Source organism: Pseudomonas sp. KBW05 (genome assembly GCF_003852405.1).
Taxonomy (GTDB): Bacteria; Pseudomonadota; Gammaproteobacteria; order Pseudomonadales; family Pseudomonadaceae; genus Aquipseudomonas.
The window spans coordinates 83846-109690 of sequence record NZ_QAJM01000024.1 but is presented as its reverse complement, the minus strand read 5'-3'; the positions used below and the strand labels follow the sequence as shown (position 1 = coordinate 109690).

Below are 25845 nucleotides of genomic sequence, written 5' to 3'. Positions count from 1 at the left end.
AAGCGGTGCATCAGTCGCCTTATTCAGCGCCTGACACTCCGTATTCGCGGGCAAGCCCGCTCCCACATTTTTTGCTCTACCGGATTTTAGGCCTGGATCAGGCCCTTGATCTTCACATCCGGGTTCACGTCAGCGTCGTAGTCCACGCCGTCGATTTCAAAGCCGAACAAGCGCAGGAACTCCGCCTTGTAGCCGGCAAAATCGCTGATCTCGTTGACGTTGTCGTCGGTCACCTGGTTCCACAGCGCCGCCACGGCGTCCTGGACTTTAGGTTCCAGCTCGGCCAGGTCGGCACGCAGGCGACCGTCGGCGTCGAGTTTCGGCTCGCTGCCGTACAGGCTGTCCTTGAACAGGCCGTAGACCTGCTCGATGCAACCTTCGTGGGTGCCCTGCTCTTTCATCACCTTGAACAGCAGCGACAGGTACAGCGGCATGATCGGGATCGCCGAGCTTGCCTGGGTGACCACGGCCTTGAGCACCGACACACGGGCGTCGCCCTTCAGCGCAGCGAGGTTGTCGCGCAGGGTCAGGACTTTTTTGTCGAGGTCTTTCTTGGCTTCGCCGATGGAGCCGTTCCAGTAGATATCCTGGGTCAGCTTTTCACCGAGGTAGGTGAACGCTGTGGTCTTGGCGCCTTCGGCCAACACGTCGGCGTCACGCAGGGCGTCGATCCACAGCTGCCAGTCTTCGCCACCCATGACTTTCACGGTGCCGTCGATTTCTTCCTGGGTCGCCGGCTCCAGGGTGGTGTCGACCACGACGCCTTTGTCGGTGTTGATACCGCGCAGGGTCACGGCCTTGCCGATCGGCTTGAGGGTGGAGGTGTGCACCACGCCTTGCGGGTCGGTACGGCGTGGCGCGGCCAGGCTGTAGACCACCAGGTCGATCTTGCCCAGGTCTTTCTTGATGGTTTCGATGGTCAGGCGCTTGATCTCGTCGGAGAACGCGTCGCCGTTGATGCTCTTGGCGTACAGGCCTTTCTCGACAGCGAACTTCTCGAATGCGGCGCTGTTGTACCAGCCGGCCGAACCGAGCTTGCCGTCTTCACTTGGCTTCTCAAAAAACACGCCCAGGGTGTCGGCACCGCAGCCAAACGCAGCACTGATGCGCGCGGCCAGGCCGTAGCCGGTGGAAGCGCCGAGGACCAGCACCTTCTTGGGGCCGCCTTCGATGACGCCGTGTTGGGTCACGTAGTCGATCTGTTGCTTGACGTTCGCTTCACAGCCAACAGGGTGAGCGGTCACACAGATAAAGCCACGAACCCGCGGTTTGATGATCATAAAATTTCTGCCTCTTCCAAGGGGTCGATGGCCAATGGTGGCCATTCAACTTCAATCGTACCGGTCTATGACGCCCGAAAAACCGAAGCGTCACGATAGTCGCAAATCTTCTGTTTACAAAATCCAATCGGTAAACGCGTATGCCGTTAAAAACTGTGTAAAGCGTTCACAATTTCGCAATATTTGTAACGCCTGCCCGGCGCTGGACGCCTTATCATGACGTAGTTGTTTCATTATGTTTCAAAACCCACCACTCGCGGCCACGGATCCGGACCTGTCGATTGGCGTCCAGCCGGAGCTGAGTTTCATGAACAAGTCTGCCTTACGCAAAAAAGCAGTGTCCATCGCCTGGATACTTGGCGTGCTCCTGATTATTAGTCTGTTCCCCCTGACCACCATGGTGTTCCTCGGCCTGGTGCTGGTGTGTGGCATCTATGATTTCCTGCGCAACGGCCTGTATGACGCACCCACCATCAAGAAATACTTTATCGGCAGCGGCCGCAACACCTGGTTGCTGGCACCGTTCAACACGTTGTTCGACCTGTTGAGCTCACGCAACCGCCACATCTACACGATGAACGACCTGCCACCTGCCTGGCGTGAGGACCTGCAACAAGTGCTCAACGAAGCCATGGGCCACAAGGATGAAATCATCGGTTACCTGGACGAACGCATGGCCGAGAAGAAGCGCGGCATGTTGTTTTTCCAGTGGTACGGGCGGCCGATCGAAACCACCCTGGACATTCCGAAACTGCGCGAAAAGCTACCGTTCGTGAAGACCATCGGCGTGTCGGTGTTCAACGAAAACCGTTCGACCTCTTTTCACTTCGGCCCGCTGCGCATGATGTTCCGGGTGCTCTACAACATGGCTCCCGCGCCCCATCATGACGGCGTCTACATCCAGGTCGGCGAGCACAAACATTACTGGCACGACGACCCGTTGTTCATCTTCGATGACACGCTGATGCACGCCTCCTTCAACAAGAACGATGCAAAGCGTTACTGCCTGTTTATCGATATCGTGCGGCCGACCCCGCTGCCGCAGGTGCTCAATGCCGTGATCGCGGGGTTTGCCGCAATGGTCTTTACCCTGCGTCGGGTTTTCTACAAAAACTGGAAGCTGATTCAGTAAGTTCTGCGGCATGATGATGTGCGACGGTGTTTGCACTCGGCCTTGCGCCTGAGGTAAACAATGGTCACGTGCGACCGAGTTCGGCGCCCATCATTCTCCAGCCATCGCAGCCCCTTACGGGTGTGGTGGCTGCGCTTTCAAGGAATCAGAATGCCCCAACGTCAAGTCATCAATGCCTCCGTCAGCCCCAAGGGCAGCCTCGAAACCCTGTCCCAGCGTGAAGTGCAACAACTGAGCGAAGCCGGCACCGGCAGCACCTACACCCTGTTCCGCCAGTGCGCCCTGGCGATCCTCAATACCGGCGCGCATATCGACAACGCCAAGACCATCCTCGACGCCTACAAAGATTTTGAAGTGCGCATCCACCAGCAGGATCGTGGCGTGCGCCTGGAACTGCTGAACGCACCGGCCGATGCCTTCGTTGATGGCGAAATGATCGCCAGCACCCGTGAGATGTTGTTCAGCGCCCTGCGCGACATCGTCTACACCGAGAACGAACTGGACAGCCAGCGCATCGACCTGAGCAACTCCCAGGGCATCACCGACTACGTGTTCCACCTGCTGCGCAACGCCCGTACGTTGCGCGCCGGTGTCGAGCCGAAAATCGTGGTGTGCTGGGGCGGCCACTCGATCAATACCGAAGAATACAAATACACCAAGAAAGTCGGCCACGAACTGGGCCTGCGCAGCCTGGACGTGTGCACCGGTTGCGGGCCCGGCGTGATGAAAGGTCCGATGAAAGGCGCGACTATTTCCCACGCCAAGCAGCGCATTACCGGTGGGCGCTACCTGGGCCTGACCGAGCCCGGCATCATCGCCGCCGAAGCGCCTAACCCGATCGTCAACGAGCTGGTGATCCTGCCGGATATCGAAAAACGCCTGGAAGCGTTCGTGCGCGTCGGCCACGGCATCATCATCTTCCCGGGCGGCGCCGGCACAGCGGAAGAGTTCCTGTACCTGTTGGGCATCCTGATGCATCCGGACAACCGCGACCTGCCGTTCCCGGTCATCCTCACCGGGCCGAAACACGCCGCGCCGTACCTGCAACAACTGCACGCGTTCGTCGGGGCAACCCTCGGCGAAGCGGCACAGGCGCACTATCAGATCATCATCGACGACCCGGCCGAAGTGGCCCGCCAGATGACTGCAGGGCTCAAGGGCGTGAAGCAGTTCCGCCGTGAACGCAACGATGCATTTCACTTCAACTGGCTGCTGAAGATCGACGAAGGCTTCCAGCGCCCGTTCGACCCGACCCACGCCAACATGGCCAGCCTGCAACTGAGCCATGCGCTGCCGCCCCACGAACTGGCGGCCAACCTGCGCCGCGCGTTCTCCGGGATCGTGGCAGGCAACGTCAAGGACAAGGGCATCCGCCTGATCGAAGAACACGGCCCTTACGAGATCCACGGCGACCCGGCCATCATGAAGCCGCTGGATGAGCTGCTGCAGGCCTTTGTCGCCCAGCACCGCATGAAGTTGCCAGGCGGCGCGGCCTATGTGCCGTGCTATCGCGTGGTGCAATAACGCCAGCAGTTGGTCATACGTTGTAGCGCTTTGGGCGCGTTCCAGGGCGTGCTGATGGCGTGAATCGGGCTAGTGTTTACTTAGTCCGATTCACTCACAGCAGAAGGCACAACCTATGGACCAACGGTTCTTGTCCTCCATTATTCCTTACCCTAAGGTAAGGAGTATCACGATGGAGATTTTCAATATGGCGACCGCCACACTCACCTCGAAAGGGCAAATCACCATTCCTGTCCAGGTAAGGACCGCCCTGGGCCTTGAGACAGGTGATCGCGTTGAGTTTGTCGAAATGGAAGACGGCAGGTTTTCGATCATTGCCGCGAGCAAAACTGTGCATGACCTGAAGGGTCTGATCCAGAAACCCGCCAAGGCCGTATCCTTGGAAGACATGAATCGCGCTATCGCGTCACAGGGAGCAAAAGCCGGATGATCGGCCTGGATACCAATGTGCTGGTGCGCTATGTCACCCAGGATGATCCAATCCAATCGGCCAAGGCTTCAGATCTGATTGAATCGCTCACCACGCTGTCGCCGGGCTTTGTCAGCCTGGTCTCGGTGGTGGAACTGGTATGGGTGTTACAGAGCTGCTATCAATCGGCCAAGAGTGACGTGGTGGTAGTTTTGGAGACGTTACTGCGCACCCGCGAGCTGACTATCGAGCATGCCGAAACCCTCTGGCAGGCACTCCGACGATTTACCGCAAGCAAGGCCGACTTCGCCGACTGCCTGATTGAACGCTGCGCCCATGCAGCAGGATGCGAGTACACCGCCACCTTCGATCTCAATGCCGTGAAGGCAGCGGGCATGAAGCGACTGACCTAGCCGTGCAGGGCTCAACGAACCCAGCCACCGCCCTGCCAGTGGTAACCGTCATTGCGCTGCACCCAGTGCGGATGTACATAACGATAGCCTTCGCGCACCGGCTCCCAATGGCCGTGTACCGCGACATAGCGCCCACTCTCCCAGCGCCAGTAACCGCGTGACCACACATAGCCGTAACGTGGCACGGGTTCGACTTCGATCACTTGCACCGGCGGCGGCTGTGGCGCGATGACTTCGACATACTCTCGCTGCGCCGGCCTGCGCTCATGCACGACACGCTCCTGTACACACCCCGACGCGGCAACCACCACTGCCGCCAATGCTGCATAACGTAGCAACATACAAACCCCTCGGGCGTTATCGCCCTAAGCCTACACCGGTAAAAAATCCCCCCTTGTCGCAGCCGCGCTCCTGCTTGGCCTGGATTCTTTTTAACAGGTGGTGTCTGTCGGATTGCTGAACCCATCGCCGCCAAAACGCCGCAGCACAGCGTCGACAAATCGACGCAACTTGGCGGTGCGCTGCCGGTTCGCGGTGTAGACCAGGTGCATCGGCCGGCTCGGTGCATCAAAGTCTGGCAGTACCCGCACCAACTCCCCCTTGGCCAACGCCGTGCGTAAAAAATCTTCGGGGCCAAGCACGATGCCAAAACCATCCAGCGCTGCCGACATCAACGCCCTGCTTTCATTGATCTGCAACCGGCTGGCTACCCGTATGCGGTAAGAAGCCGAGCCTTGATGCAGAACCCATTCCCGATCCGCCGGGCGCGACCAGAAGGCGTACCCCAGGCACTCATGATGTTCAAGATCCACCGGCACCCGCGGCACACCTCTTTCCGCCAGGTAAGCGGGCGCTGCGCAGAGCACCAGCCGATACGGCGCCAGGGGCCGGGCGGTAAGACTAGTCGTCGCAAGGGGCCCGATACGAAAGGCCACCTCGTAGCCCTCCTCGACCAGATCGACAAAACGGTCGGTCAAGTGCAGGTCAATTTCCACATCGGGGTGGTCACGCAAAAACCGGGTAATCAGCGGCATCAGGCTGTAGGAGCCGAAGGTCACCGGCGCGGTGATTTTCAGCTTGCCGCGCGGCGTGTCATTCATGATCTGCGCGAGGGAGTCGGCGGCATCAGCCTCTGTCAGGATGTGCTTGCAGCGCTCGTAGTACGCACTACCCAACTCCGTCAGGCTTTGCCTGCGCGTAGTGCGATTGAGCAAGCGGGCGCCCAGGCGCTGTTCAAGCGCAGCAACATGCTTGGCCACCATCTGCGGCGACATGTTCAAGCGCTCGGCAGCACGCGCGTAGGAGCCCAACTCGGCAGCCATCACAAAGGCATTCATGCTTGAAAGACGGTCCATTATTCACCACCCTGAGTAACAACAGCGACATCAAAACGGTTATTTATCACCAAACAGTTGCCAATCATCATAACCACTCCCGCAACTCACCGGAGCAAGGACATGAACATTGGCGTTATTGGAGCAGGCTTCATCGGGCGCGCCGTGGCGCAATTGGCACTGGCTGCCGGGCATGAGGTGATGCTGAGCAATTCCCGTGGCCCGCAGAGCATGACCAGTGTGGTCAGCGGCATACTCGGCGTGCAGGTCGGTAGCGCTGAAGAGGCCGCCAGGTTTGGTGATGTGGTACTTGTTGCCATTCCTTTTGAGCATTACCGCAGTATTTCCCCGCAATGGCTGGCAGGAAAAACGGTGATGGACGCCAACAACTATTATCCAAACCGCGACGGACATTTCCCCGTGCTGGACCGCTTTGAAACCACCACCAGCAGGCTGCTCGCCGAGCACCTGCCACAGGCGCACGTGGTGAAGGTGTTCAACGCGATATTCGCCCCCGACCTGACCCAGGACGCCCGCCCTCATGGCGCAACAGACCGCCGTGCACTCCCGGTGGCTGCGGACAATGCAACGGCCAAAGCGCAAGTGATCCACCTGCTCGACGAGCTTGGTTTTGACGCCGTGGATGCAGGCGGGATAGACGAAAGCTGGCGATTTGAGCGGGCTAAACCAGCCTATTGCGTGTCGCTGGACCAGGCCGGCTTGAAAGCGGCGCTGGCCGCAGCCGAGCGAACAGTGGAATTGCCTGCAGTCGAGCGGGTTCGCACCCTCGCGTAAACACACACGCACAAAAAAGCCCGCTGACCGTTACCGGTTCAGCGGGCTTTTTCTGTCTCAGCGTGGCCCTAGGACCACGGCTGTTTCTTACAACGCCAGGTCAGACGCTGGCTTGCTCGGCTCAGCCGCTGGCTTGGCAGCTTCGACAGCTTTCGGCGCAACGCTCTGTGGGATCACAGGCGGTGTCGGCAGTTGCAGGACTTCGGCCGTGTAGGCCCATTCCTTGGCAACAGCCTCAGGGCTGTCGTTCAGCTTAGTGCCGTAGCTCGGTACGATCTGGTGCAGTTTTGCCTGCCACTCAGGGGTCGCAACCTTGTCCTTGAACACTTTCTGCAGCACGGTCAGCATGATCGGAGCCGCGGTGGACGCGCCTGGCGATGCACCCAACAGGCCGGCGATGGTGTTGTCGGCGGAGCTGACCACTTCGGTACCGAGTTTCAGGACGCCGCCCTGCTCTTCGTCACGCTTGATGATCTGCACGCGCTGACCGGCTTGCCACAGGCGCCAGTCTTCTTTCTTGGCGTTCGGGAAGTACTCTTGCAGTGCCTTGAAGCGGTCGTCATCCGACAGCATCAGTTGGCCTGCAAGGTACTCGACCAGTGGGTATTCACGAATACCGACTTTGGTCATTGGCCAGATGTTGTGGGTGGTGGTGCTGGTCAGCAGGTCCAGGTACGAACCTTCCTTCAGGAACTTGGTGGAGAAGGTCGCGAATGGGCCAAACAGGATCACGCGCTTGCCATCCAGCACACGGGTGTCCAGGTGCGGAACCGACATCGGTGGCGCGCCAACCGAAGCTTTGCCGTAGGCCTTGGCCAGGTGCGCCTCGGCCACGGTTGGGTTATCGGTCACCAGGAACGAACCACCTACCGGGAAGCCAGCGTATTCCTTGGCTTCAGGAATGCCCGACTTTTGCAGCAGGTGCAGTGCACCGCCGCCCGCGCCGATGAACACGAACTTGGCGTCGGTTTCGGTCTTGGTGCCATCTTTCAGGTTTTTGTAGCTCACACGCCACGAACCGTCGGCGTTCTTGGTGATGTCCTGCACTTCGCTCGACAGTTTCAGGTCGAACTTAGGCGTGGTTTGCAGGTGAGCGACGAACTGGCGGGTGATCTCGCCGAAGTTCATGTCGGTACCCAGCGGGCTCCAGGTGGCCGCGATCTTCTGGTTCGGGTCACGCCCTTCCATCATCAGCGGAACCCACTTGGCGATCTGCGCCGGGTCTTCGGAGTACTGCATGCCGGCGAACAGCGGGCTGGCTTGCAGGGCTTCGTAGCGCTTCTTCAGGAACTTGATGTTGTCATCGCCCCACACAAAGCTCATGTGCGGCGTGGTGTTGATGAACGAACGCGGGTTCTTCAGCACGCCCTGCTGGACCTGCCAGGACCAGAACTGACGGGAGATCTGGAACGCTTCGTTGATTTCGACCGCTTTCGGGATCTCAACGTTGCCGTTCTTGTCTTCCGGGGTGTAGTTCAGCTCAGCCAGGGCCGAGTGACCGGTACCGGCGTTGTTCCAGCCGTTGGAGCTTTCTTCGGCCACGCCATCGAGGCGCTCGACCATTTCCATCGACCAACCCGGCTCCAGCTCATTGAGCCAGACACCCAGGGTCGCACTCATGATGCCGCCGCCGATCAGCAGCACATCGACTTTCTTTGCCTCTTCCGCGTGAACGGACGTGATCCCCATCGACAAAGCCAGCCCCAGCAGGGCAGTGTTTACTTTCTTAAACATCAGTAGCACCTATGATAAAACGCCATCCGCCCCACCGCCCCGGATCATGGGCAACCCTCCTTCACACTGCGCCAGGCAACGCACTGCGGGGTTTGCACACTCACTTAAAGGCTGCAGGGTGGGCACACAAGGCCGACGTATCGACCTCACTTTTATGTCCCTTCTGCGCTGACTTCTTATCATTATTGGCTTCAGCTACCTGGGCGACAGCCAACCGTCGGCGCGTATTCGGGTGAACGCACCTTGGAAAGCGTAGACCAAGACGGCGCGCAGAATATCACGCTCGGGGAGGATGGGGCGTCTGATATGGACTTGGCGGTCGAATGTTGCCGCCGACTGGCTGGCCTGCCATGCCCTCACATGTACCGATCTGGAACTATTCACCTCCCAATCCTGTCAATCCGCCCTTGGATGCAACAACTGTAACAGCAAACATTTTTAACTACTCTACACTCAGCGGAACGTATCTAAAGGGCTATTAGTGAGCAGCATGAAAACGCCAAATGATCAATGTAAGTATGACGAATTTGACCTTCTGCCTCTTATTCATGCGCTGTGCAAGAATAAACTCAAGATACTCTCAGCTATCGTGATTGGAGTCGCGATGGCCCTCACGGCGTTTTATGCCTTGCCGCCAAAATGGGTCGCCAGCACCTACATAACCAAAGGTTCGCTGCTCAGCGCATACAGAGAAGTTCGCAGCACCGAAACGGTGCCCGACGCGACGACACAACCGATAGAGATCAAGCTCTACAGCTCAATCCAGGACGATGTATTTTACGCTGCCCTGGGCATCATGACCGCCAACAAAATTGACGTCGCAGCCACGCGCCAGCCGTTCATCCACCTCGCTTCATCCAAGGCCGAATCAGAAGAGTTGGCCGTATCAGAACTGAAATCGGTATTGGCCAACGCCAACACGCAAGCCCTCAGCCTCAACCTCCCCTCCCTGACGCCAGATCACAACCTTAGAGCATTCAATACGCTGGGGGAAATCGAGGTCATCAACTCAAAAAGCTTGGTAGCGTATCTTGCAATCGGTATTTTCCTGGGTTTTGTAGTGGGATGCTTATTGGTTTACTTTCCACTGTTTAAAGCCTATTACGAACGGGAAACTCGTAAATAACCCCGCTACAGCCAAGCCACTTTCCACGCAATAAGAGTGCACATAAAAAACAATCAAAAAGTTTTTTAAAAACAAAATTCTTTAACACTTGCTGCCCTTCAATCAGTTGTACAAATTAGTTGCGATAGCACAAATAGCATTTCATCTACGCACCGCGCTCAATGGCCTTGGCCCAGGCTTCATCGCACAGCACACGCGCCCATGGGGTTTTGCATGAAACGCCTGTCCTAGACGCCTCCGACGATGTTCTTTAGCATCACCGGCTTACCTTGTGCGCCGTAGAGAGCAGAGCCCCCATGTCTATCCACCAAACACCCGGGCACGTCCTGCCCGCGCGCAGCGCCGCCAAAATGGAAGCGGCCATGGCCGTAGGCAGCTTCGCTATCGGCACCGGCGAGTTCGCGATCATGGGGTTGATGCCCGACATCGCCAGCAATTTGCACCTGAGCGAACCCCAGGTCGGACACGCCATCAGTGCGTACGCCCTGGGTGTGATGGTCGGCGCGCCGCTGCTGGCAATCCTCGGCGCCAGACTGTTGCGCAAACATATGCTGTTGTTGCTGATGGGGCTTTATGCCCTGGGCAACCTGGCCACTGCCTTCACCCCGACATTCAGCTCATTGGTGGCTTTTCGCTTTATCAGCGGCCTGCCCCACGGCGCCTACTTTGGCATCGCCGCTGTAGTGGCCTCTAGCATGGTGTCATCGGACAAACGCGCCGGCGCCGTTGCGCGGGTAATGATGGGCCTGACCCTGGCCATGCTGCTGGGCAACCCGATCGCGACGTTCCTCGGGCAGCATCTGGGATGGCGCTCGGCGTTCGCACTGGTGAGCCTGATCGCCCTTTGCACCATCGCACTGGTCTGGCGCTTCGTACCCGAGCGTCGCGACGAACCGCGCAGCGACCCGCGCAAAGAACTGCGGGCCTTCACCAAGCCCCAGGTGTGGATGGCGCTGTCGATCGGCGCCATCGGTTTCGCCGGGATGTTCTGCGTATTCAGCTACCTCGCGCCGACCATGCTCGAAGTCACCAAAGTCACCCCTCAGTGGATTCCATTCGGCCTGGCGGCGTTCGGCGTCGGCGGCATCATCGGCAACATTGCGGGCGGCAAACTCTTCGACCGCCTGCAGTTTCGCGCCGTGGGCCTGATCCTGGTGTGGTCGATGGCGGTGCTGGTGTTCTTCCCCTTCGCCGCCGGCTCGCTCTGGGGCGTGCTGCTAGGCATTGGCCTGGTTGGCACCATGGTGGCACTGGCCGCGCCGTTGCAGATTCGCTTGATGGACATAGCCCACGAAGCGCCGAGCCTGGCAGCGGCGTCCAACCACGCGGCGTTTAACCTGGCCAATGCGCTGGGCCCATGGTTTGGAGGGATCGCGATCACTGCCGGTTTCGGCTGGACCAGCACCGGCTATATCGGCGCAGCGACCGCACTGATCGGCCTGGGGGTTTACCTGGTAGCACGTCGAATGCACGGCGGCAGCTAAAGCAAGACAGCACCTGAGTCAATGGCGGCAAAATCAAAAAACCGCCATTGATGATGACTATTTATCCATCAGACAGGCTAGGTTCAGGTTGGATCCAATAGCGGCATACGTGTAACATCCCTGTAACATTTACCCAATGACAAGGATGTGTTTTGATTTTCCCCGACAGAGGTGTCCTTCAGAGTTTTCCCTCGATACTCGACCACCGTAAAGCCAGGATTTTTCTGACAGAAGACACTGATATCAATGTCGAACTGGCGATCCAAGAGCTGATCGACAGCCGGCACCAGTTGCAAGATCGCATCAGCGCCCCGCTCCAAGGCATGGAAAGCGACCTCTTCGCCAAATTCCAGCCCCTCGACAGCTTCAAGCCCAAATTGAGAGTGACCCTCGGACGTGCAAAGCGCGACGGCGCCTTCGATTGGCCGGTCGAAGAAGTCATCAACACCCACGCCGCACAACAACGCGGGGCCCCCATCGCCAACCTGCTCGGATTTGGCTACCGAAAATCCGCGATTGGTTTGATCCAGGAATTCTTCATCTTCACCGAGATGCTCGATGACCACGTCAACGGCCTGCAATGGCTCGACCAAAGCCGCGACATCCGCGGCCTGATCAGCCTGTCGTTCGACCTGCTGCGCGCCCTGCATGAAAAGGGCATCGTGCACATGGACTTCTGGGCGAACAACGTAATGATCCAAACCGATGCGCCAGACTCAGCCAAAGCCATTGATCTGGAAAACTGCTTCCTGACCCCTACCGACTACTTGTCCGAAGTGCTGGCGTTTCAATTCGGGTTCTATTATCGACGGGAAATCTTCCGCTTCATGATCGAGCAGGAATACGATCAGATGGTCATGGAAGAGCTGCACAAATACGGCGAAATCGACCGCAGCCGGTTTGACGGCATGTATGCGGCATGCAAACACGAGAATATAAGCCGTCGCGCCAGGCGCGAGATTTTTCATAGGGGCACCGTTGTTGCGGGATGACGGCGATGGCACCTGTTGGAGCCGGGGCCGCAGCGCACGATTTCTGCGCCCTGATTCCTGATAAACTCGCGGCCTCTGTCCTGTCCACTCAGATTGTCCAATGTCCTTGACTACTGCTGCATCGCAATCCTTCTCTCGGCGCTTTTCTGTGGCGCAGATGATGGGTTGGACGTATCCCCTCGTTTGTACCCTGGCTCCCCCCTCGAAATCACAATGCTTTGTAGCAATTTCCAAGCATGCATCAATTACCCCCCCACAAAGCGTACTACCCTGTATCTTCGCCAGTCGGGATTTGCGGGAGTTAACCCCTTATGTCACTCGCTCCCAACGAAGCGTACTGATTGCTTTGAATTGGCTGATACCGACTGATCCACGCTCGGTCCTAGCTTTTGATCCAGGTCTAGTCAGAAGTGCCTCAACTGCGGGTCTAGCAGCCTCATGTATTTGGAAGGCGTTGTAATCGCCATCGAGCAGCACTAGAAGAACGGTATCAAAGGACTGCTTTAAGTCGATCGACCCAACCCGGCCGCCTCGCATTCTGGGGTTGGAGAAATACCGACCCTTGATTTGGATTCTGATAGTCAACCCATCCCTTATTTCGGTAGCGTCGTAACCGGCTTGCCTAGCAAGCTCCAAGTCGAGATTGAGGATCCGAGCAGCCTCATATTCTGCGACCTCACCAGTGACGCCCAACGGCTTGCCAGTCAGGTGGTAATAACGCCGAGCAAGAGCTTTCGCGTCACTCAGAATCTGGTAAACCTCATCAGTGGCTTCCATACATTTCCGTTGTTCGTGGAGCTGGTGATGAGCGACGTTACTTGTCGCCCTAGATGGCAGCTGCCAGCAAACCACATGCGCTTGCTGCTTTACCTTCTTGCTTAGACCTAGCGCACGAGCTCGTCGAATTTTTTAACGACGGTTGAATCGCAGTCCTTACCGTCGATAGTGAATACTTCACTGCCTGACTGGTTATCTATTAAAGATATATCAAAAATCGAATATCCCCTAAGGTCCCAGATGCAGGTATCTACCTGTTGGTAAGCTACTGTCAGGGTATATCGTGTATTGAATGTGTCGTAGTGCTGGAGTGAGGTTTCCTTACCCATTGTTCCTTCAATGATTGACGTGCCTTTGTAAACGTTCATTTTCCAACCATTTGAGCTCAACGTTTTTTTGAGCCCCCCGAGTAGACCGCTAGACCCGACGGGCACCGTTACGCTTTTAGCGGATGAATCTATCTGCTCGAAATTGTTTACGTTTTGGCTATTGCAGGCCGTCAGGGACGTCATCAATAAAACAATCGCCAGTAACCTGTTCACGGTTTCCCCCTCAATAATAGGGCCAAAAGCAGCGTGCTGCTAAGACCTCCCCCCTGTAGGGTTGGAACTGGACATCAACGGCCGCAGGTTGCGCACAAACAAATAGGCACCATCCGAACCATCTCTGAGTCCTTCGGTTGACACACTCTCCCAGCATTTTGAAGACAGCTGATCATTTTCGGACGTTAGCTCTTCACCTCAGTGATCATTCAGGCAGACGAAGCAGCGATATGGGCATGGTCATAGTTGTTTCCTATTGTCCATCGGGACGAACAGCGTTCTCGATCCGGGTACGAATATTGCCCTGCTGTTCGATCATCTTCTCTGCGATGAACTGGGCCATGGAGAAATTACCCTCCGCCAGATAGCCGTCCAGGCTTGTCATATCGCGGTCACGACCTTGATAGGTGATCTGCTCCGCATTTACCTGCTCGATCAGCCTTTGCAACTCATGGGGCAAGCCATGATCCTGCAGATAACGGAACTGCCGCTGCTGCTCGATCATCTTCTCTGCAATGAACTGGGCCATGGAGAAATTACCCTCCGCCAGATAGCCGTCCAGGCTTGTCACATCGCGGTCACGGCCTTGATAGGCAATCTGTTCTGCGTTTACCTGCTTGATCAGCCTTTGCAACTCCGGAGGCAAGCCACAATCTTGCAGATGGCGGAACTGCCGCTGCTGCTCGATCATTTTCTCTGCAATAAACTGGGCCATGGAGAAATTACCCTCCGCCAGATAGCCGTTCAGGCTTGTCACATCGCGGTCACGGCCTTGATAGGCGATCTGCCCTGCACTTACCTGCTCGATCAGCTTTTGCAACTCCTCGGGTAAGCCACGATCCTGCAGATAACGGAACTGCCGCTGCTGCTCAATCATTTTCTCTGCAATGAACTGGGCCATGGAGAAATTACCCTCCGCAAGATAGCCGTCCAGGCTTGTCACATCGCGGTCACGACCTTGATAGGCGATCTGCCCTGCACTTACCTGCTCGATCAGCCTTTGCAACTCCGGAGGCAAGCCATGATCCTGCAGATAACGGAAATGCCGCTGCTGCTCAATCATCTTCTCTGCGATGAACTGGGCCATGGAAAAATCCCCCTCTGTCAAGTAGTCGTCCAGGCTCGTCACATCGCGATCACGGCCTTGATAGGAGATCTGCTCCGTGTCGATCTGGTTGATCAGATCTTGCAGGTGCAGGGGAAGACCGAGTGTTCTATCCGTGCTTTTTTCCTAGATCAGAGAGCCGTCAGGGCTGGATACAATGACCGAAACTCAATCGTGCTGAGTTCCCTTCATAAGTCGCGTCGTTGGCTTCCGATATACCAAAATGCTCTTGCAGCTATGCGTAGAACTTGTAATGGATCAATTGATCCCGGACCCGACGCCACGGTCAACAGAAAGGCCTGCGATTGCGACTATATTTGAGTGCTTAAGAGCCTGGATGGGCTGCATCATAGTGCCGTTCGGCGTCCTCAATCAGCGAAACGCTGAAAGCATCCATCTCCATAATTCGGTCAGACTCTTCAGGGCTCATCTTCTGAACCTGAATTTGCGCAGCAATACCAGCGTAGAGAACTTGAAACCGGTTTTCCAAATACTCCTTTAGGTCATCAACACTTTTGACGACAGGCGCGGTGAAAACCATCGAAGAGTCTTCTTGACGGTAATGATGCTTCCCGCCCTACTGATCATCTCGATAGATTGTAATTTCGATGTCACCTGCCCTGGAACCAACATGTCGGCTCATCAGCCAATGGCCTAATTCGTGCCTCATAACCTTGAGGCAAACGTCATACCCCCCTAAACGTATCGAGTCGAAGACTCTGCTGAAGTCACCCTATCGAATTGGGGCATTCTGCCATCAACCTGAACATTCTACCTGCTGCGGCACGTAATGCGCAGCATCGTCCAACCACCCAAACCAACACAACGGAAAGTCCCAAGGGCACTCAGAACAACCCACTCAAGGCCGTCGGTTCAACGGCCACACTCGCGAGCTCTAAAGCGTGGCCCAGTTCAGCTGCATCTTCGCCGAGCTGGTGCTGGAAGAGTACAAGCTCGCAACGCTGCTCCACGATGCCGCCGAGGCGTAAGTGGGCGACATGACTCGGCCGCTCAAGCAGTTGATTAGTACCTACCAGCACGTCGAGGACTGCATATGGTGACGGGTTTACGAGCGGTTCGACATCGCTCCAGAACTCCCCGTCTGCATCTACAAGGCCGACTTGATTGCGCTGGCGAACGAACGCCGCGACCTCATGCCAACCGATCCGGCTATCTGGGATTGCTTGGTCGGCATCGACACCATGGCCGAAACCATTCGCCCATGGCCTGCAGCAGAAGCTCGACTCACCTATCACCAGCGCCTGATGGACCAACTCGCTATCGAACACCGGAGGAAAGCGGCATGAAGAATCACCAGGTGAACACCAGCGCCCTGCCCGCTTTGCTCCGCACAGCCAATGGTGGCGCCACGCTAGAAACAAACAGTCTCTGCTGCGTAGCAGCAGGTATTATTGCTCCTCCCAGCGCCACTGCTGACGCGCACCTTGATGCAACGCTACACGCTCGGGATCGCTCGCTCGCGCAGCCTGCCGCGGGGTATGGAGGCCATAATACGAAGCGCTGGAACTCATTTACTTCGCTTCCTCCGAGCATAAAGTTCCGCCAGAACCTCGCTCAGAATTTCTTTGCTCGCCTTCGCAACCTCCATATGGCGATTCAGCTTCTCTTGATCCCCCGATCTGAGGACCCCTTGGTGCGCCATCGCATCCTGAAGGATTCCAGACGCGTCGCTAACACTCCGAAGCGTCTTCAGTACAGGTTTGAGAGCTTGCTCGCTAACGGGTTGAGATATCGCGAGCATCAAAGCCTGATGAACGCTCTCTATTCGTTTAGAGCTCACCCGAGTTTCACCGGACCTATTCGCGTTTCTACAAACCGCAGAAAAAGTCTCGCTAGCTTCCTTTACAATTCCTTCAGCCAACAGAACCGCCTTGACCTCAGCATCGAGACCGGCATCTTTCGATGCACGACGCTCAAGTTTGTGCGTATGAGTGGCAACCATAAATGCGCCGATTATTGCTCCGATAGAACCCACAGCCTGCACCCAAGCAGCTGCGTTATCAGTGGGCCACTGCCGGAACATCAAGGCAGTAGCCCCGCCGATAACAAACGCCCCAGGAGCGGAAACTGCGATTTTCAGCAACGTGCGAGTTTTGAAGCTGATTTCCTCGGGAAGCATCTGTGGCTCCTAGCCATCATTCAGTCGGTAATTGTGAACAACTCCAAAGGCACCGTCCACGGACGGTTTCGCATGACCAACTACAATTCCCCGCCAATCAAATCTACTGTAAAACCCAGTTCGGCCTAGACTTCGCCGGCGAGATCCGCATGGACCTCTTCGCCGGCGGCGGAAGCGCAACCACCCAAGCGCCGAGCACTACATCACCGATGTCTACGACGTGTGCCCGCGTGTGGCAACTCGAGGCCGCCCTGTTGCGCACCTGCACGCCAGCCCTGAATGCACCCACCACAGCCTCGCTGCCGGCGGTCAGGCGCGCAGCACCACCAGCCGCTCCCAATCGTGGGTCATCCTTAAATGGGGAGGCGAAGCCAGCCCCCGCATGATCACCATGGAAAACGTCGTACAGATCCTCCAATGGGGTCCACTGATCGCAAAGCGCTGCACCAAGATTGGCCTAGTGATTCGCCGGGATATGACCATCGCCGCTGCCGGCGAGCGTGTGCCGGTGCAGGATCAGTACCTGGTGCCCGATCCAAAGCGTAAGGGACAGACCTGGCGCCGCTTCGAAAGCATCCTGCGGTCCATGGGTTACGACATGATGTACGGCAAGCTCAAGGCTTGCGACTTCGGCGCAGCTACTACCCGTGAGCGCTTGTTCCTGATCGCACGCCGTGACGGACAGCCACTGCGCTGGCCGGAACCGACGCACTTCAAGAACCCAGGCAAGGGGCAATCTGCGTACCGAACCGCCGCCAGCTGCATCGACTGGTCGATTCCATGCCCGAGCATTTTCCTTACAAAGGAAGAAGGCCGTGCGGCAGGCGTCAAGCGACCACTGGTGACCAACACGATGGAGCGCCTGCGCAAAGGCGCCAAGCGCTACGTCATCGAGCACAAGAACCCGTTCATCGTCAGTGTGAACCACACAGGCAACGATCTGGCGCGCTGCCAATCTGTGTACGACCCGGCAAAGACCATCACAGGCGCTCAGGGCTTTGCACTTGTCACTCCCCAGCTCGCGCCCTTTATCACCGAACATGCCAATGGCAGCAGCCAACGCAACATGCCAGGTGATGATCCCCTGCGCACAATTTGCAGCGGCGTGAAGGGCGGACATTTCGCACTGGCCGTAGCCTATGTTGCACAGCACAACGGCGGGTACAACGAAACGCCAGGGCATCACCCTCTAAAACCCCTGACAGCCATCACAACCACAGGCAGTCAGCAGCAAGTCGTCACTGCGCACCTATCGACACTTCGCAGGAACTGCGTTGGCCGGGCCATGGACGAACTGGTGCCGACGATCACGGCCGGCGCCGAACATCACGCGCTGGTTGAATACAAGCTCGCTCCAGAGGTCGAGGCCGGCGCTATGCGTGTTGCCGCCTTCCTGATGGGCTACTACGGCAGCGACAACACCTACGACCTGCGCAACCCGGCCGCGACCATCACCACTCGGGACCGCTTGGCGCTTGTAACGGTAACGATCAAGGGCACGCCGTATATGATCGTGGACATCGGCATGCGAATGCTCACTCCGCGTGAGCTTTATCGTGCGCAGGGCTTCCCCGATAACTATGTGATCGACCGCGGGCACGATGGACGGAAACTCAGCAACAAGACTCAGGTGTTGATGGTAGGTAACTCAGTGTCGCCGTGGCCGATGAAGGCCTTAATAAGTATGAACAACGGAAATTACGCCATTGAAGAGGTGGCAGCTTGAACACATTATTTTTACTGATGGCTCAGTATGAAGGCAGAGCTGTTGTACCACTCGAACTTGTATGTAAAGACTACATGCATTTAACAGTGGAAAAATTCAAACGAAAGAGACTCGACGGTGAAATTGACATCCCAGTTGTTCGCTTAGGCGCAGACAGTCAAAAAGCAGCCTTGGGAATACACCTAAAAGACCTCGCCGACTACATTGAACGCCAGACAGAAAAAGCACGAAAAGAACAAAACCAACTTATGGGAAGAGTAGCCGCATAGAAAAATGGCCGCTTTAGCGGCCATTTTTTTAAAGCTATCGAGATTGACGCTGGATAGATAGGTGAGCACAAAGAGCATTATGAACAAACACATTATGATCAAAAAGAATCTCGTCATCACCTCGAAATGAAAACCGCATATGTGATCCACGGTTCTCAATATTACCGATCACGCCAATTCGGTACAGATCCTTTACTACGTCCCGCATAGAAACTCTCGCCAACAAATCCTTGGTTTCCTTGTGATCAACTGCTACAGCGTCAGCACGCCCTATTAGATCACCAACAGTACAAACCTGTTTGAAACCGTAAAACACGTATTTAATGCCATCAATCTCGGACGGCTTATATTTGGCCTTCAGTTCCTCGGTAAGCTCTACCCATGATGCAGTTGAATAAGCCTTTCTTACAGCCTCAATCCCCTGAAGAATAAAGCTTGACTCATCGGGATATTGATCCTGAACAGCTATAAGCAACCTCACTACATCCCTTGGTCGATACCAGGAGTTATGAAGAATATAAACCTGAGGCTTCACGCCATGAATGTAATCTGGGAAGTACTCTTTCCAAAGCTCGACTGACGACAACTTGTTCAAGCCAGCTTCATCTCGAGCGTTGTTTATTCTTTGCTCAATTATATTGAGCAGTGGCTGTTGCGCCGCGTCAAGACCTGGCCGATTCCAATGAATCACAGAACCAAAGTCTGTAATCGGCTTATTAATTTCCTTTCCCAAAGCCGCTACAGAAACCAGAACTTCAGACCTGATCGCAGCATAGATACAAAGTGGATACCCGCGCAGTTTTGATTTAGCATTCAACTTTTCAACAGACACAACTAAATCCCTAACCAGTCGAGAGTCACGTTGGTACTGTTTATTAGAGCCATAGTTAAGCTCGAGCTCATCAAAAAATATATTTAACCGCTGATCCGACGGATCCAATCCTTCGAAAGCAGTATCTGCCTCACGAACTAAATAATTAAAATTTACTTTAGCGTTCCCATTTTCGTCCCAGTCAAACTCCAGACCAAGCTTCGGAGACTTGCTGATTTCAATAGTTCCTTTACGAATATTTGGAACCAACCGCATAAATCCCGTTTTTTCAGGCTGACTTAAAGCTTCCGAACTAACCACAGCAACAAATTTCGCAAGATTAGCGTTATCCTGAAAAACATCAGCGCCTTTTTCTTGGATCGCGGCAACAATTTTTCTGTATATAAACCATCGCCATACCGACTCTACATCATCGCCATCAAATGCGTCACTGTTCTCTGTGACAACTTGCACTCTTGCCGCCTTACTAAAGTCCTTACGCAGCTCCTCATCAATATCAGACTTAAACAAAATAAAACTCGAAACCGAGTTTAATTGCTCCTCAAGCTTTATAGATATATATCTGAGCAGAGCGGTTTTACCCGTACCTTTTAAACCCACGACATAATATTTGCTTTTGCTCAAAAACTTATCAATTGCCAGCGCTGGAGGTTCGACAAAAGAATCCACAAACCGCTTGAATTCATCAGGACTATTGCTGAGCATTTCATTTTTAGCATCAGTACTGCCAAGGTGTATGTCTTTCAGCTTTAACATCAGCGCGCCTTATATCCATGATGGCTTTGTGCCAACGCTACTCACTACTGTTCAAAATGTCCACTCACAATTCATTCGTTTAATATTTTTTTTAACCATTCCCAATCCTGGTACTGATCCCCACGCCCCCTCAAATGCGTATACCGCCTCAAAGAATTCCAATCACGATGACCTGAAACGCTCGAGACCCTGGGAATATCCCACCCCATCTCAAATAGCCGGCTGACCCCTTCATGGCGTAAATCATGAAAATGGAGATCTTCAATCCCAAGCATCGGGCAAGCCCGCGTAAAAGAAGCTGACACTGATTTAGCGTTGTAGGGAAAGATCTCTCGCTCAACCTTCGGCATGGTGCATAAAATCGCCCAGGCCTCATCCGGCAGATGACACCAGACATCGTTACCGATCTTTTGCCCAGGATTCTTCATGTCCCGTACCAGTACAGCCTGCCGAGCGCAGTCGAGGTCTTCCCATCGAATCCGAGTGATCTCTTCTTGTCGACGTGTCGAGAGAAGCGCAAAGGCGATCATCTTCGGCATATGTATAGAGTCCGGCCGGCGCTTCTGCATCTCGAAAAAATGCCCCATGAGCTTATCCAGCTCATCGAGCGTGGGCCGGCGATTACGCTCCTTGCTCTTACTTACCATGCCAAGCTTGCGTAAAACCTTGCGAGCATCGGGCATTGCATGAGAATCGACCTCATATCCCCATGCCGGCCGAGCCACAGACATCACAGCGCCCAGGTGCGACAGGTCATTACCAACCGTCTGCGCCTGCACACCGCCGCCCTCTTCGCTCATTCGCCACTGCGCGTACTCCACCAACTTCTGGCTATTCAGCGCTGCATCCTCCAACTCACCTAGCCAGGTTTCCTTGATCGCACTCAACGTCGCGCCCTTGGTCTTCCCCAGCGGCCGGATCTTCTCGTACTCATCCAGGTACTGCTCGATCATCTTCTTGATCGTCACCCCCTTCCGATTCGCCCGCTCAATAGCACCTGGCTGGGCCAGCTCGGTCTCCCGTCGCTTGATCCAGGCCTGGGCGACCTGCTTACGGTCAAAGGTTTGGCTTTCCTGATAAACTGTCTTGCCATCCCGATTGATCCGTATCTGCGCCGTGTAGGCTGTCGAGTTGTCCTTGCGCTTACGTGCTGTGATCGTGCCCATTTCCAGTTGCTACATTGCCGAAGTCGATCGCTACAATGTAGCAACCAACTTCAGAAAACAAGGAAAAATGGGTAAAAACCGCTGTATAAAAGATCAGTATTAATGAATTCCGAAAAAGCCTCATCCCCAGTAAATTCAAGCTCTTCGCGCTGCGAGCCGTCTCGGCGCTTCAGCGTCGCGCCGATGATGGATTGGACCGACCGCCACTGCCGCTTCTTCCTGCGCCTGCTGTCGAAAAACGCCCTGCTCTACACCGAGATGGTCACCACCGGCGCGATCCTGCACGGTGACCACGAGCGCTTCCTGCGTCACAACGACGCCGAGCACCCGCTGGCATTGCAACTGGGCGGTAGCGTTCCAGCGGAGCTGGCCGCGTGTGCGCGGATGGCTGAGGCCGGTGGCTACGATGAGGTGAACCTCAACGTCGGCTGCCCCAGCGACCGCGTGCAGAACAATATGATCGGCGCCTGCCTTATGGGCCACCCCGCGCTGGTGGCGGATTGCGTGAAGGCGATGCGTGATGCAGTGGCGATTCCGGTGACGGTGAAGCATCGCATCGGGATCAATGGCCGCGACAGTTATGCGCAGCTGTGTGATTTTGTCGGCCAGGTGAAGGACGCGGGGTGCGCCAGTTTTACCGTGCATGCGCGCATTGCGATTCTGGAGGGTTTGTCGCCCAAGGAGAACCGGGATATTCCGCCTTTGCGTTATGACGTGGCGGCGCAGTTGAAGCAGGATTTCCCTGAGCTGGAGATCATTCTCAACGGCGGAATCAAGACACTGGAACAATGCCAGGAGCACTTGCAGGTGTTTGATGGGGTGATGCTGGGCCGCGAGGCTTATCACAACCCCTACCTGCTGGCGGAGGTGGATCAGCAGTTGTTTGGCAGTACCGAGCCGGTGATCACCCGCGCGGAGGCGCTGGCGCAATTGCGGCCTTATATCGCGGCGCATTTGGCGACGGGCGGCACGATGCATCACATTACCCGGCATGTGCTGGGGCTGGGGACGGGTTTCCCGGGGGCGCGAAAGTTTCGCCAGTTGCTGTCGGTGGATATTCATAAGGCGAGCGATCCGCTGGCGTTGCTGGATCAGGCAGGGGCACTGTTGGAAGGGCGTTGATCGCGCCCCGATTTCTGGGGCTGCTGCGCAGTCCAACGGGAGCAAGCTCCCTCGCCACAGGGACTGGGGTGCAACCACGAGCATCAGGGTTGAACCTGCTGGCCTTTTTGCCCTCCTATCTACCAGCAAGGCCGGTCATTCAAACGGCTGTTTTCAGGTTGTTGCCCTCGCAAACGATCGAACGCATTTGCGCCCTTGAGCGCCTGTCGGCGCTCGGGTAATGTCATCAGACCCATAGGACAGAGCACGCCCATGACTTCCAAGCTGGAACAACTCAAGCAAATCACCACCGTCGTAGCCGATACCGGCGATTTCGAAGCTATCGCTCGGGTCAAACCGCAAGACGCCACCACCAACCCTTCCCTGCTGCTCAAGGCTGCGTCGATCCCGGCCTACGCCAAGCTGCTGGACGAGTGTGTCAAAGACTGCAACGGTGACGTGGGCCTGGCCAGCGATCGCTTTGCGGTCGCAGTGGGTCAAGAGATCCTGAAAGTAGTGCCGGGGCGCATTTCCACCGAGGTAGACGCGCGCCTGTCGTTCGACACCGACGCTGTACTCAAGCGTGCGCACCGCCTGATCGACCTGTACGAAAAGGCCGGTATTGGCCGCGACCGCGTGCTGATCAAGATCGCCTCCACCTGGGAAGGTATCCGCGCAGCAGAAAAGCTGGAAAAAGAAGGCATCCAGACCAACCTGACCCTGCTGTTCTCCTTCGCCCAGGCCGTGGCTTGCGCAGAAGCCGGCGTGTTCCTGATTTCGCCGTTCGTGGGCCGTATCTACGACTGGTACAAGAAGGCCAACGGCAGCGACTACACCGGTTCGGAAGACCCGGGCGTGCAGTCGGTGACGCGCATCTACAACTACTACAAGGCCAATGGCTACAAGACCGTGGTGATGGGCGCCAGCTTCCGCAACCTGAGCCAGATCGAAGAACTGGCCGGTTGTGATCGCCTGACCATCAGCCCGGACCTGCTGGAGAAACTGGCGGCCGACAACGGCAAGCTGGAGCGCAAGCTGGCTCCAGGCCACGCCGGTGAAGCGCGTGTGCATCTGACTGAAGCGCAGTTCCGTTGGGAGTCCAATGAGGACGCGATGGCGACTGAGAAGCTGGCGGAGGGGATTCGTCAGTTTGCTCGGGATCAGGAGAAGCTGGAGGCACTGCTGAGCGCCAAGTTGTAAGGCAGGCAGTAACAAAAAGGGCGATACCTGTGAGGGTATCGCCCTTTTTTGTGGTTGCCGGTTATGGCAACGAGTCTTGGGGTGTCTGAGCTGGCGCTATCGCAGGCAAGCCAGCTCCCACACAAGCCATATTCCTACCGAGGGATCAGTGGCGTTCGAGGGCGTTGACGAGGTCGTGGAACGCTTCGCGGTTGGACTCGTTCAAGCCCATCAGGATCTTGTGCGCTTCCAGCACCTTGACCCGCACCACTTCTTCGGACTGGTCCTGCGATGGCAGGTCGGTCAGGCATTCCGGGCACGGGATCGGACGGTCAACGATGTTGAACACCTGATCGAAACCCATGGACTGCAACAAACGGGTGATGTCTTCATGGGTGGTGACGACCGTGGGCAACAGGCCGACCTTCTGCCGAGACAGAATGGACAACTTGGCCAACAACCCAAGGGTGGTGCTGTCGATGCTGCGGGTTTCGGTCAGATCGATCACGATCGCCGAGAAGTTCAGCGCGGTGAAAATCCGCTCAATCGTCGCATCCAGCGCCGAACACAAGGTCAGGCGCACTTCACCGACAAACTTCAGGACAAAGGTCCCGTCTTGCTCGGCGAATTGGATTCTTCCGGTACTCATCAAAGATTCCTGCTCAACACCAATAGGGCGATATCATCCGGCATCTCCCCCAGCGTGGCCAATCCAAACACTTGCCGCAGGCCATCCAGGCTGCCGCCCGCCGACTTGACCTTTTGGGGCAAGGCGGCTTCTTTCTCCTTGAGTGTAGGCTCTGGAAGCAAGTCCAGGATACCGTCGGACATCAGCGTCAGGCTGAAGGTCGGCGGCAGCTCCAGGATGTGATCTTCGTAGGTGGCTTCATTGAACAAGCCTACGGGCAGACCACGTCCTTCCAGGTAGCGCACACTGTCAGGCGTATACAAAACAGGCATCGGCAGGTGACCGCCAATACTGTAGGTCAAAAGACCGGTTTCTTCATCAATCACGCCGCCGACCATCGTCACGTGCTTGCCCAGCTTGCAGCTGATCAAACCTCGGTTGATGTGGCCCAGCACCTCGGATGGCGTGAACTCCGGCAAGGTGCCATTGCGCTTGGATTCGAACAGCAACCGCGTGGTCATGAACTTCAACAGCACGGTGACAAACGCGGAAGAGGCGCCGTGGCCGGAGACGTCGGCCAGATAGAACGCGACACGGCGCTCATCCACACGGAAATAATCGACAAAATCACCCGACAGGTACAACGACGGGATGATCTGGTGGGCAAACTGGAATTCGTCGATGGTCCACGGGCTCACCGGCAACATGTTCATCTGCACCTGGCGACCGGCGTTCTGGTCTTCCTGGAGCAGGTTCAGGCTGGCTTCGAGTTCGCGGTTGGCGGTTTCGAGTTTTTCGCGGTAGCGCTGGTTTTCCAGGAGCAGGCGTGCACGATCCAGGGCACGGCGCACCGAGTGCTCCAGCACCGCCAGGTCTTCCAGGGGTTTGATCAGGTAGTCGGCAGCGCCCAGGCGCAGGGCCTCGACCGCGTCGTTCATCACCCCGGCACCAGACACCACAATCACCGGCGTCTGCGGCGCAAGCTCAGTCACCTGGCGAATCAGCTCCAGGCCGCCCATCTGGGGCATGCGCAGGTCGCAGATCACAAGGTCGGGCTTGTCGCGCTCGAATACCTGGAGACCCTGTTGGCCATTACTGGCCTGCAGGACGCTGAAGCCACTGTCTTCCAAATAGGCCGCGAGACTCGCGCGCACTACTTCGTCGTCATCGATTATCAGCAGCGTGGCACTGGTTTTTTGCATGTGGGCAAACGGCGCCAGAATTAGGTTGGCGTAGGCAGCTCGGCAATGGCCGGACTCACACTACTGGATTCGCTTTCTAGCCACTCTGTCCTACAAAGCACGGGCTTTTGGCCTACGCACAACTGTAAAGCAGAGGTGCCCTTCTAAGGCGCAGACGGTACTCCCATCCGTCAGGGGTTTCAAGCTCATGCCGATGGTC

Annotated in this window: 25 protein-coding genes; 12 read left to right on the top strand and 13 right to left on the bottom strand. The window is 56.3% G+C overall.

Annotated features, from left to right (window positions below; all coding sequences use genetic code 11):
* Window positions 1-86: 86 nt before the first annotated feature.
* Window positions 87-1280 (bottom strand): enoyl-ACP reductase FabV, encoded by a 1194-nt coding sequence (gene fabV, locus DBR46_RS23140; protein WP_124528068.1) that lies wholly within the window; start codon window positions 1278-1280, stop codon window positions 87-89.
* 307 nt (window positions 1281-1587) lie between these two features.
* On the opposite strand from fabV, the gene DBR46_RS23135 reads away from it, so the two are divergent.
* The 4 genes from DBR46_RS23135 to DBR46_RS23120 all read left to right on the top strand — a co-directional run bounded on the left by DBR46_RS23135 (window position 1588) and on the right by DBR46_RS23120 (window position 4758).
* Window positions 1588-2412, top strand: coding sequence for an aspartyl/asparaginyl beta-hydroxylase domain-containing protein (locus DBR46_RS23135; protein ID WP_124528067.1), 825 nt, complete (start codon window positions 1588-1590; stop codon window positions 2410-2412).
* Window positions 2413-2562: 150 nt separating this feature from the next.
* Complete coding sequence (gene ppnN / locus DBR46_RS23130; protein WP_017737369.1) at window positions 2563-3936, top strand: nucleotide 5'-monophosphate nucleosidase PpnN; 1374 nt, start codon at window positions 2563-2565, stop codon at window positions 3934-3936.
* Between the two features lie 172 nt (window positions 3937-4108).
* Window positions 4109-4366 (top strand): AbrB/MazE/SpoVT family DNA-binding domain-containing protein, encoded by a 258-nt coding sequence (locus DBR46_RS23125; protein ID WP_124528066.1) that lies wholly within the window; start codon window positions 4109-4111, stop codon window positions 4364-4366.
* The gene (locus DBR46_RS23120) at window positions 4363-4758 is read left to right on the top strand and encodes a PIN domain-containing protein (protein WP_124528065.1); all 396 of its coding nucleotides are present in this window, start codon (window positions 4363-4365) and stop codon (window positions 4756-4758) included. Before DBR46_RS23125 ends, DBR46_RS23120 begins: the two co-directional genes overlap by 4 nt.
* Before the next feature lie 11 nt (window positions 4759-4769).
* Here the strand turns inward: DBR46_RS23120 and DBR46_RS23115 are convergent, their stop codons facing one another.
* Complete coding sequence (locus DBR46_RS23115) at window positions 4770-5099, bottom strand: YXWGXW repeat-containing protein (RefSeq protein ID WP_124528064.1); 330 nt, start codon at window positions 5097-5099, stop codon at window positions 4770-4772.
* Window positions 5100-5189: 90 nt separating this feature from the next.
* Window positions 5190-6095 (bottom strand): LysR family transcriptional regulator, encoded by a 906-nt coding sequence (locus DBR46_RS23110; RefSeq protein ID WP_124528141.1) that lies wholly within the window; start codon window positions 6093-6095, stop codon window positions 5190-5192.
* Between the two features lie 87 nt (window positions 6096-6182).
* Here DBR46_RS23110 and DBR46_RS23105 point away from each other — a divergent pair, with 87 nt between their 5' ends.
* Window positions 6183-6887, top strand: a complete 705-nt coding sequence (locus tag DBR46_RS23105) for an NADPH-dependent F420 reductase (protein WP_256659380.1) — start codon at window positions 6183-6185, stop codon at window positions 6885-6887.
* Window positions 6888-6974: 87 nt separating this feature from the next.
* Here DBR46_RS23105 and mqo read toward each other — a convergent pair whose 3' ends face one another.
* Complete coding sequence (gene mqo, locus DBR46_RS23100) at window positions 6975-8621, bottom strand: malate dehydrogenase (quinone) (protein ID WP_124528062.1); 1647 nt, start codon at window positions 8619-8621, stop codon at window positions 6975-6977.
* 490 nt (window positions 8622-9111) lie between these two features.
* Between mqo and DBR46_RS23095 the strand changes: the two genes are divergently transcribed.
* The 3 genes from DBR46_RS23095 to DBR46_RS23085 all read left to right on the top strand — a co-directional run bounded on the left by DBR46_RS23095 (window position 9112) and on the right by DBR46_RS23085 (window position 12223).
* Complete coding sequence (locus DBR46_RS23095) at window positions 9112-9747, top strand: Wzz/FepE/Etk N-terminal domain-containing protein (RefSeq protein WP_124528061.1); 636 nt, start codon at window positions 9112-9114, stop codon at window positions 9745-9747.
* 296 nt (window positions 9748-10043) lie between these two features.
* A complete protein-coding gene (locus tag DBR46_RS23090; RefSeq protein ID WP_124528060.1) occupies window positions 10044-11231 on the top strand; it encodes an MFS transporter in 1188 nt (395 codons plus the stop codon).
* A gap of 152 nt (window positions 11232-11383) precedes the next feature.
* Entirely contained in the window at window positions 11384-12223 is an 840-nt protein-coding gene (locus DBR46_RS23085) for a hypothetical protein (protein ID WP_124528059.1), read from the top strand.
* A gap of 309 nt (window positions 12224-12532) precedes the next feature.
* On the opposite strand, the gene DBR46_RS23080 is transcribed toward DBR46_RS23085, so the two are convergent.
* The 5 genes from DBR46_RS23080 to DBR46_RS30245 form a co-directional block, all read right to left on the bottom strand.
* Window positions 12533-13000: a hypothetical protein gene (locus DBR46_RS23080; RefSeq protein WP_124528058.1), complete on the bottom strand. Its 468-nt coding sequence runs from the start codon at window positions 12998-13000 to the stop codon at window positions 12533-12535.
* A 795-nt stretch (window positions 13001-13795) separates the two neighbouring features.
* Window positions 13796-14629, bottom strand: a complete 834-nt coding sequence (locus tag DBR46_RS23075) for a hypothetical protein (protein ID WP_124528057.1) — start codon at window positions 14627-14629, stop codon at window positions 13796-13798.
* Between the two features lie 343 nt (window positions 14630-14972).
* Window positions 14973-15188 carry a hypothetical protein gene (locus DBR46_RS23070; RefSeq protein WP_124528056.1) on the bottom strand — a complete coding sequence of 72 codons (216 nt, stop codon included), beginning with the start codon at window positions 15186-15188 and terminating at the stop codon, window positions 14973-14975.
* Window positions 15189-15492: 304 nt separating this feature from the next.
* Window positions 15493-15936, bottom strand: coding sequence for a hypothetical protein (locus DBR46_RS30250; RefSeq protein WP_158619161.1), 444 nt, complete (start codon window positions 15934-15936; stop codon window positions 15493-15495).
* A 239-nt stretch (window positions 15937-16175) separates the two neighbouring features.
* Window positions 16176-16787 carry a hypothetical protein gene (locus DBR46_RS30245; protein ID WP_158619160.1) on the bottom strand — a complete coding sequence of 204 codons (612 nt, stop codon included), beginning with the start codon at window positions 16785-16787 and terminating at the stop codon, window positions 16176-16178.
* A gap of 382 nt (window positions 16788-17169) precedes the next feature.
* On the opposite strand from DBR46_RS30245, the gene DBR46_RS23055 reads away from it, so the two are divergent.
* Together DBR46_RS23055 and DBR46_RS23050 are read left to right on the top strand one after the other, a co-directional pair.
* A complete protein-coding gene (locus DBR46_RS23055) occupies window positions 17170-18513 on the top strand; it encodes a DNA cytosine methyltransferase (RefSeq protein WP_305955605.1) in 1344 nt (447 codons plus the stop codon).
* Complete coding sequence (locus tag DBR46_RS23050; protein ID WP_124528054.1) at window positions 18510-18782, top strand: pyocin activator PrtN family protein; 273 nt, start codon at window positions 18510-18512, stop codon at window positions 18780-18782. The genes DBR46_RS23055 and DBR46_RS23050 overlap by 4 nt, the downstream gene beginning before the upstream one ends.
* 34 nt (window positions 18783-18816) lie before the next feature.
* Here the strand turns inward: DBR46_RS23050 and DBR46_RS23045 are convergent, their stop codons facing one another.
* Both DBR46_RS23045 and DBR46_RS23040 read right to left on the bottom strand, forming a co-directional pair.
* The gene (locus tag DBR46_RS23045) at window positions 18817-20370 is read right to left on the bottom strand and encodes a hypothetical protein (protein WP_124528053.1); all 1554 of its coding nucleotides are present in this window, start codon (window positions 20368-20370) and stop codon (window positions 18817-18819) included.
* 71 nt (window positions 20371-20441) lie between these two features.
* A complete protein-coding gene (locus tag DBR46_RS23040) occupies window positions 20442-21536 on the bottom strand; it encodes a site-specific integrase (protein WP_124528052.1) in 1095 nt (364 codons plus the stop codon).
* A gap of 102 nt (window positions 21537-21638) precedes the next feature.
* Between DBR46_RS23040 and dusA the strand changes: the two genes are divergently transcribed.
* Together dusA and tal are read left to right on the top strand one after the other, a co-directional pair.
* A complete protein-coding gene (gene dusA / locus DBR46_RS23035) occupies window positions 21639-22658 on the top strand; it encodes a tRNA dihydrouridine(20/20a) synthase DusA (protein WP_124528051.1) in 1020 nt (339 codons plus the stop codon).
* Window positions 22659-22910: 252 nt separating this feature from the next.
* Window positions 22911-23837, top strand: coding sequence for a transaldolase (gene tal / locus DBR46_RS23030; protein ID WP_017737360.1), 927 nt, complete (start codon window positions 22911-22913; stop codon window positions 23835-23837).
* Between the two features lie 145 nt (window positions 23838-23982).
* On the opposite strand, the gene rssC is transcribed toward tal, so the two are convergent.
* Together rssC and rssB are read right to left on the bottom strand one after the other, a co-directional pair.
* The gene (rssC, locus tag DBR46_RS23025; protein WP_003172602.1) at window positions 23983-24465 is read right to left on the bottom strand and encodes an anti-sigma factor antagonist RssC; all 483 of its coding nucleotides are present in this window, start codon (window positions 24463-24465) and stop codon (window positions 23983-23985) included.
* Window positions 24465-25646 (bottom strand): two-component system response regulator RssB, encoded by a 1182-nt coding sequence (gene rssB, locus DBR46_RS23020; RefSeq protein WP_017737359.1) that lies wholly within the window; start codon window positions 25644-25646, stop codon window positions 24465-24467. The genes rssC and rssB overlap by 1 nt, the downstream gene beginning before the upstream one ends.
* Window positions 25647-25845 lie beyond the last annotated feature (199 nt).

Excerpts from the sequence above, each read along its gene's own strand:
- fabV (WP_124528068.1), bottom strand. The coding sequence starts at position 1,280 with ATGATCATCAAACCGCGGGTTCGTGGCTTTATCTGTGTGACCGCTCAC.
- DBR46_RS23135 (WP_124528067.1), top strand. The coding sequence starts at position 1,588 with ATGAACAAGTCTGCCTTACGCAAAAAAGCAGTGTCCATCGCCTGGATA.
- ppnN (WP_017737369.1), top strand. The coding sequence starts at position 2,563 with ATGCCCCAACGTCAAGTCATCAATGCCTCCGTCAGCCCCAAGGGCAGC.
- DBR46_RS23125 (WP_124528066.1), top strand. The coding sequence starts at position 4,109 with ATGGAGATTTTCAATATGGCGACCGCCACACTCACCTCGAAAGGGCAA.
- DBR46_RS23120 (WP_124528065.1), top strand. The coding sequence starts at position 4,363 with ATGATCGGCCTGGATACCAATGTGCTGGTGCGCTATGTCACCCAGGAT.
- DBR46_RS23115 (WP_124528064.1), bottom strand. The coding sequence starts at position 5,099 with ATGTTGCTACGTTATGCAGCATTGGCGGCAGTGGTGGTTGCCGCGTCG.
- DBR46_RS23110 (WP_124528141.1), bottom strand. The coding sequence starts at position 6,095 with ATGAATGCCTTTGTGATGGCTGCCGAGTTGGGCTCCTACGCGCGTGCT.
- mqo (WP_124528062.1), bottom strand. The coding sequence starts at position 8,621 with ATGTTTAAGAAAGTAAACACTGCCCTGCTGGGGCTGGCTTTGTCGATG.
- DBR46_RS23095 (WP_124528061.1), top strand. The coding sequence starts at position 9,112 with ATGAAAACGCCAAATGATCAATGTAAGTATGACGAATTTGACCTTCTG.
- DBR46_RS23090 (WP_124528060.1), top strand. The coding sequence starts at position 10,044 with ATGTCTATCCACCAAACACCCGGGCACGTCCTGCCCGCGCGCAGCGCC.
- DBR46_RS23080 (WP_124528058.1), bottom strand. The coding sequence starts at position 13,000 with ATGGAAGCCACTGATGAGGTTTACCAGATTCTGAGTGACGCGAAAGCT.
- DBR46_RS23075 (WP_124528057.1), bottom strand. The coding sequence starts at position 14,629 with ATGGCCCAGTTCATCGCAGAGAAGATGATTGAGCAGCAGCGGCATTTC.
- DBR46_RS23070 (WP_124528056.1), bottom strand. The coding sequence starts at position 15,188 with ATGGTTTTCACCGCGCCTGTCGTCAAAAGTGTTGATGACCTAAAGGAG.
- DBR46_RS30245 (WP_158619160.1), bottom strand. The coding sequence starts at position 16,787 with ATGCTTCCCGAGGAAATCAGCTTCAAAACTCGCACGTTGCTGAAAATC.
- DBR46_RS23055 (WP_305955605.1), top strand. The coding sequence starts at position 17,170 with ATGATCACCATGGAAAACGTCGTACAGATCCTCCAATGGGGTCCACTG.
- DBR46_RS23045 (WP_124528053.1), bottom strand. The coding sequence starts at position 20,370 with ATGTTAAAGCTGAAAGACATACACCTTGGCAGTACTGATGCTAAAAAT.
- DBR46_RS23040 (WP_124528052.1), bottom strand. The coding sequence starts at position 21,536 with ATGGGCACGATCACAGCACGTAAGCGCAAGGACAACTCGACAGCCTAC.
- dusA (WP_124528051.1), top strand. The coding sequence starts at position 21,639 with ATGAATTCCGAAAAAGCCTCATCCCCAGTAAATTCAAGCTCTTCGCGC.
- tal (WP_017737360.1), top strand. The coding sequence starts at position 22,911 with ATGACTTCCAAGCTGGAACAACTCAAGCAAATCACCACCGTCGTAGCC.
- rssC (WP_003172602.1), bottom strand. The coding sequence starts at position 24,465 with ATGAGTACCGGAAGAATCCAATTCGCCGAGCAAGACGGGACCTTTGTC.
- rssB (WP_017737359.1), bottom strand. The coding sequence starts at position 25,646 with ATGCAAAAAACCAGTGCCACGCTGCTGATAATCGATGACGACGAAGTA.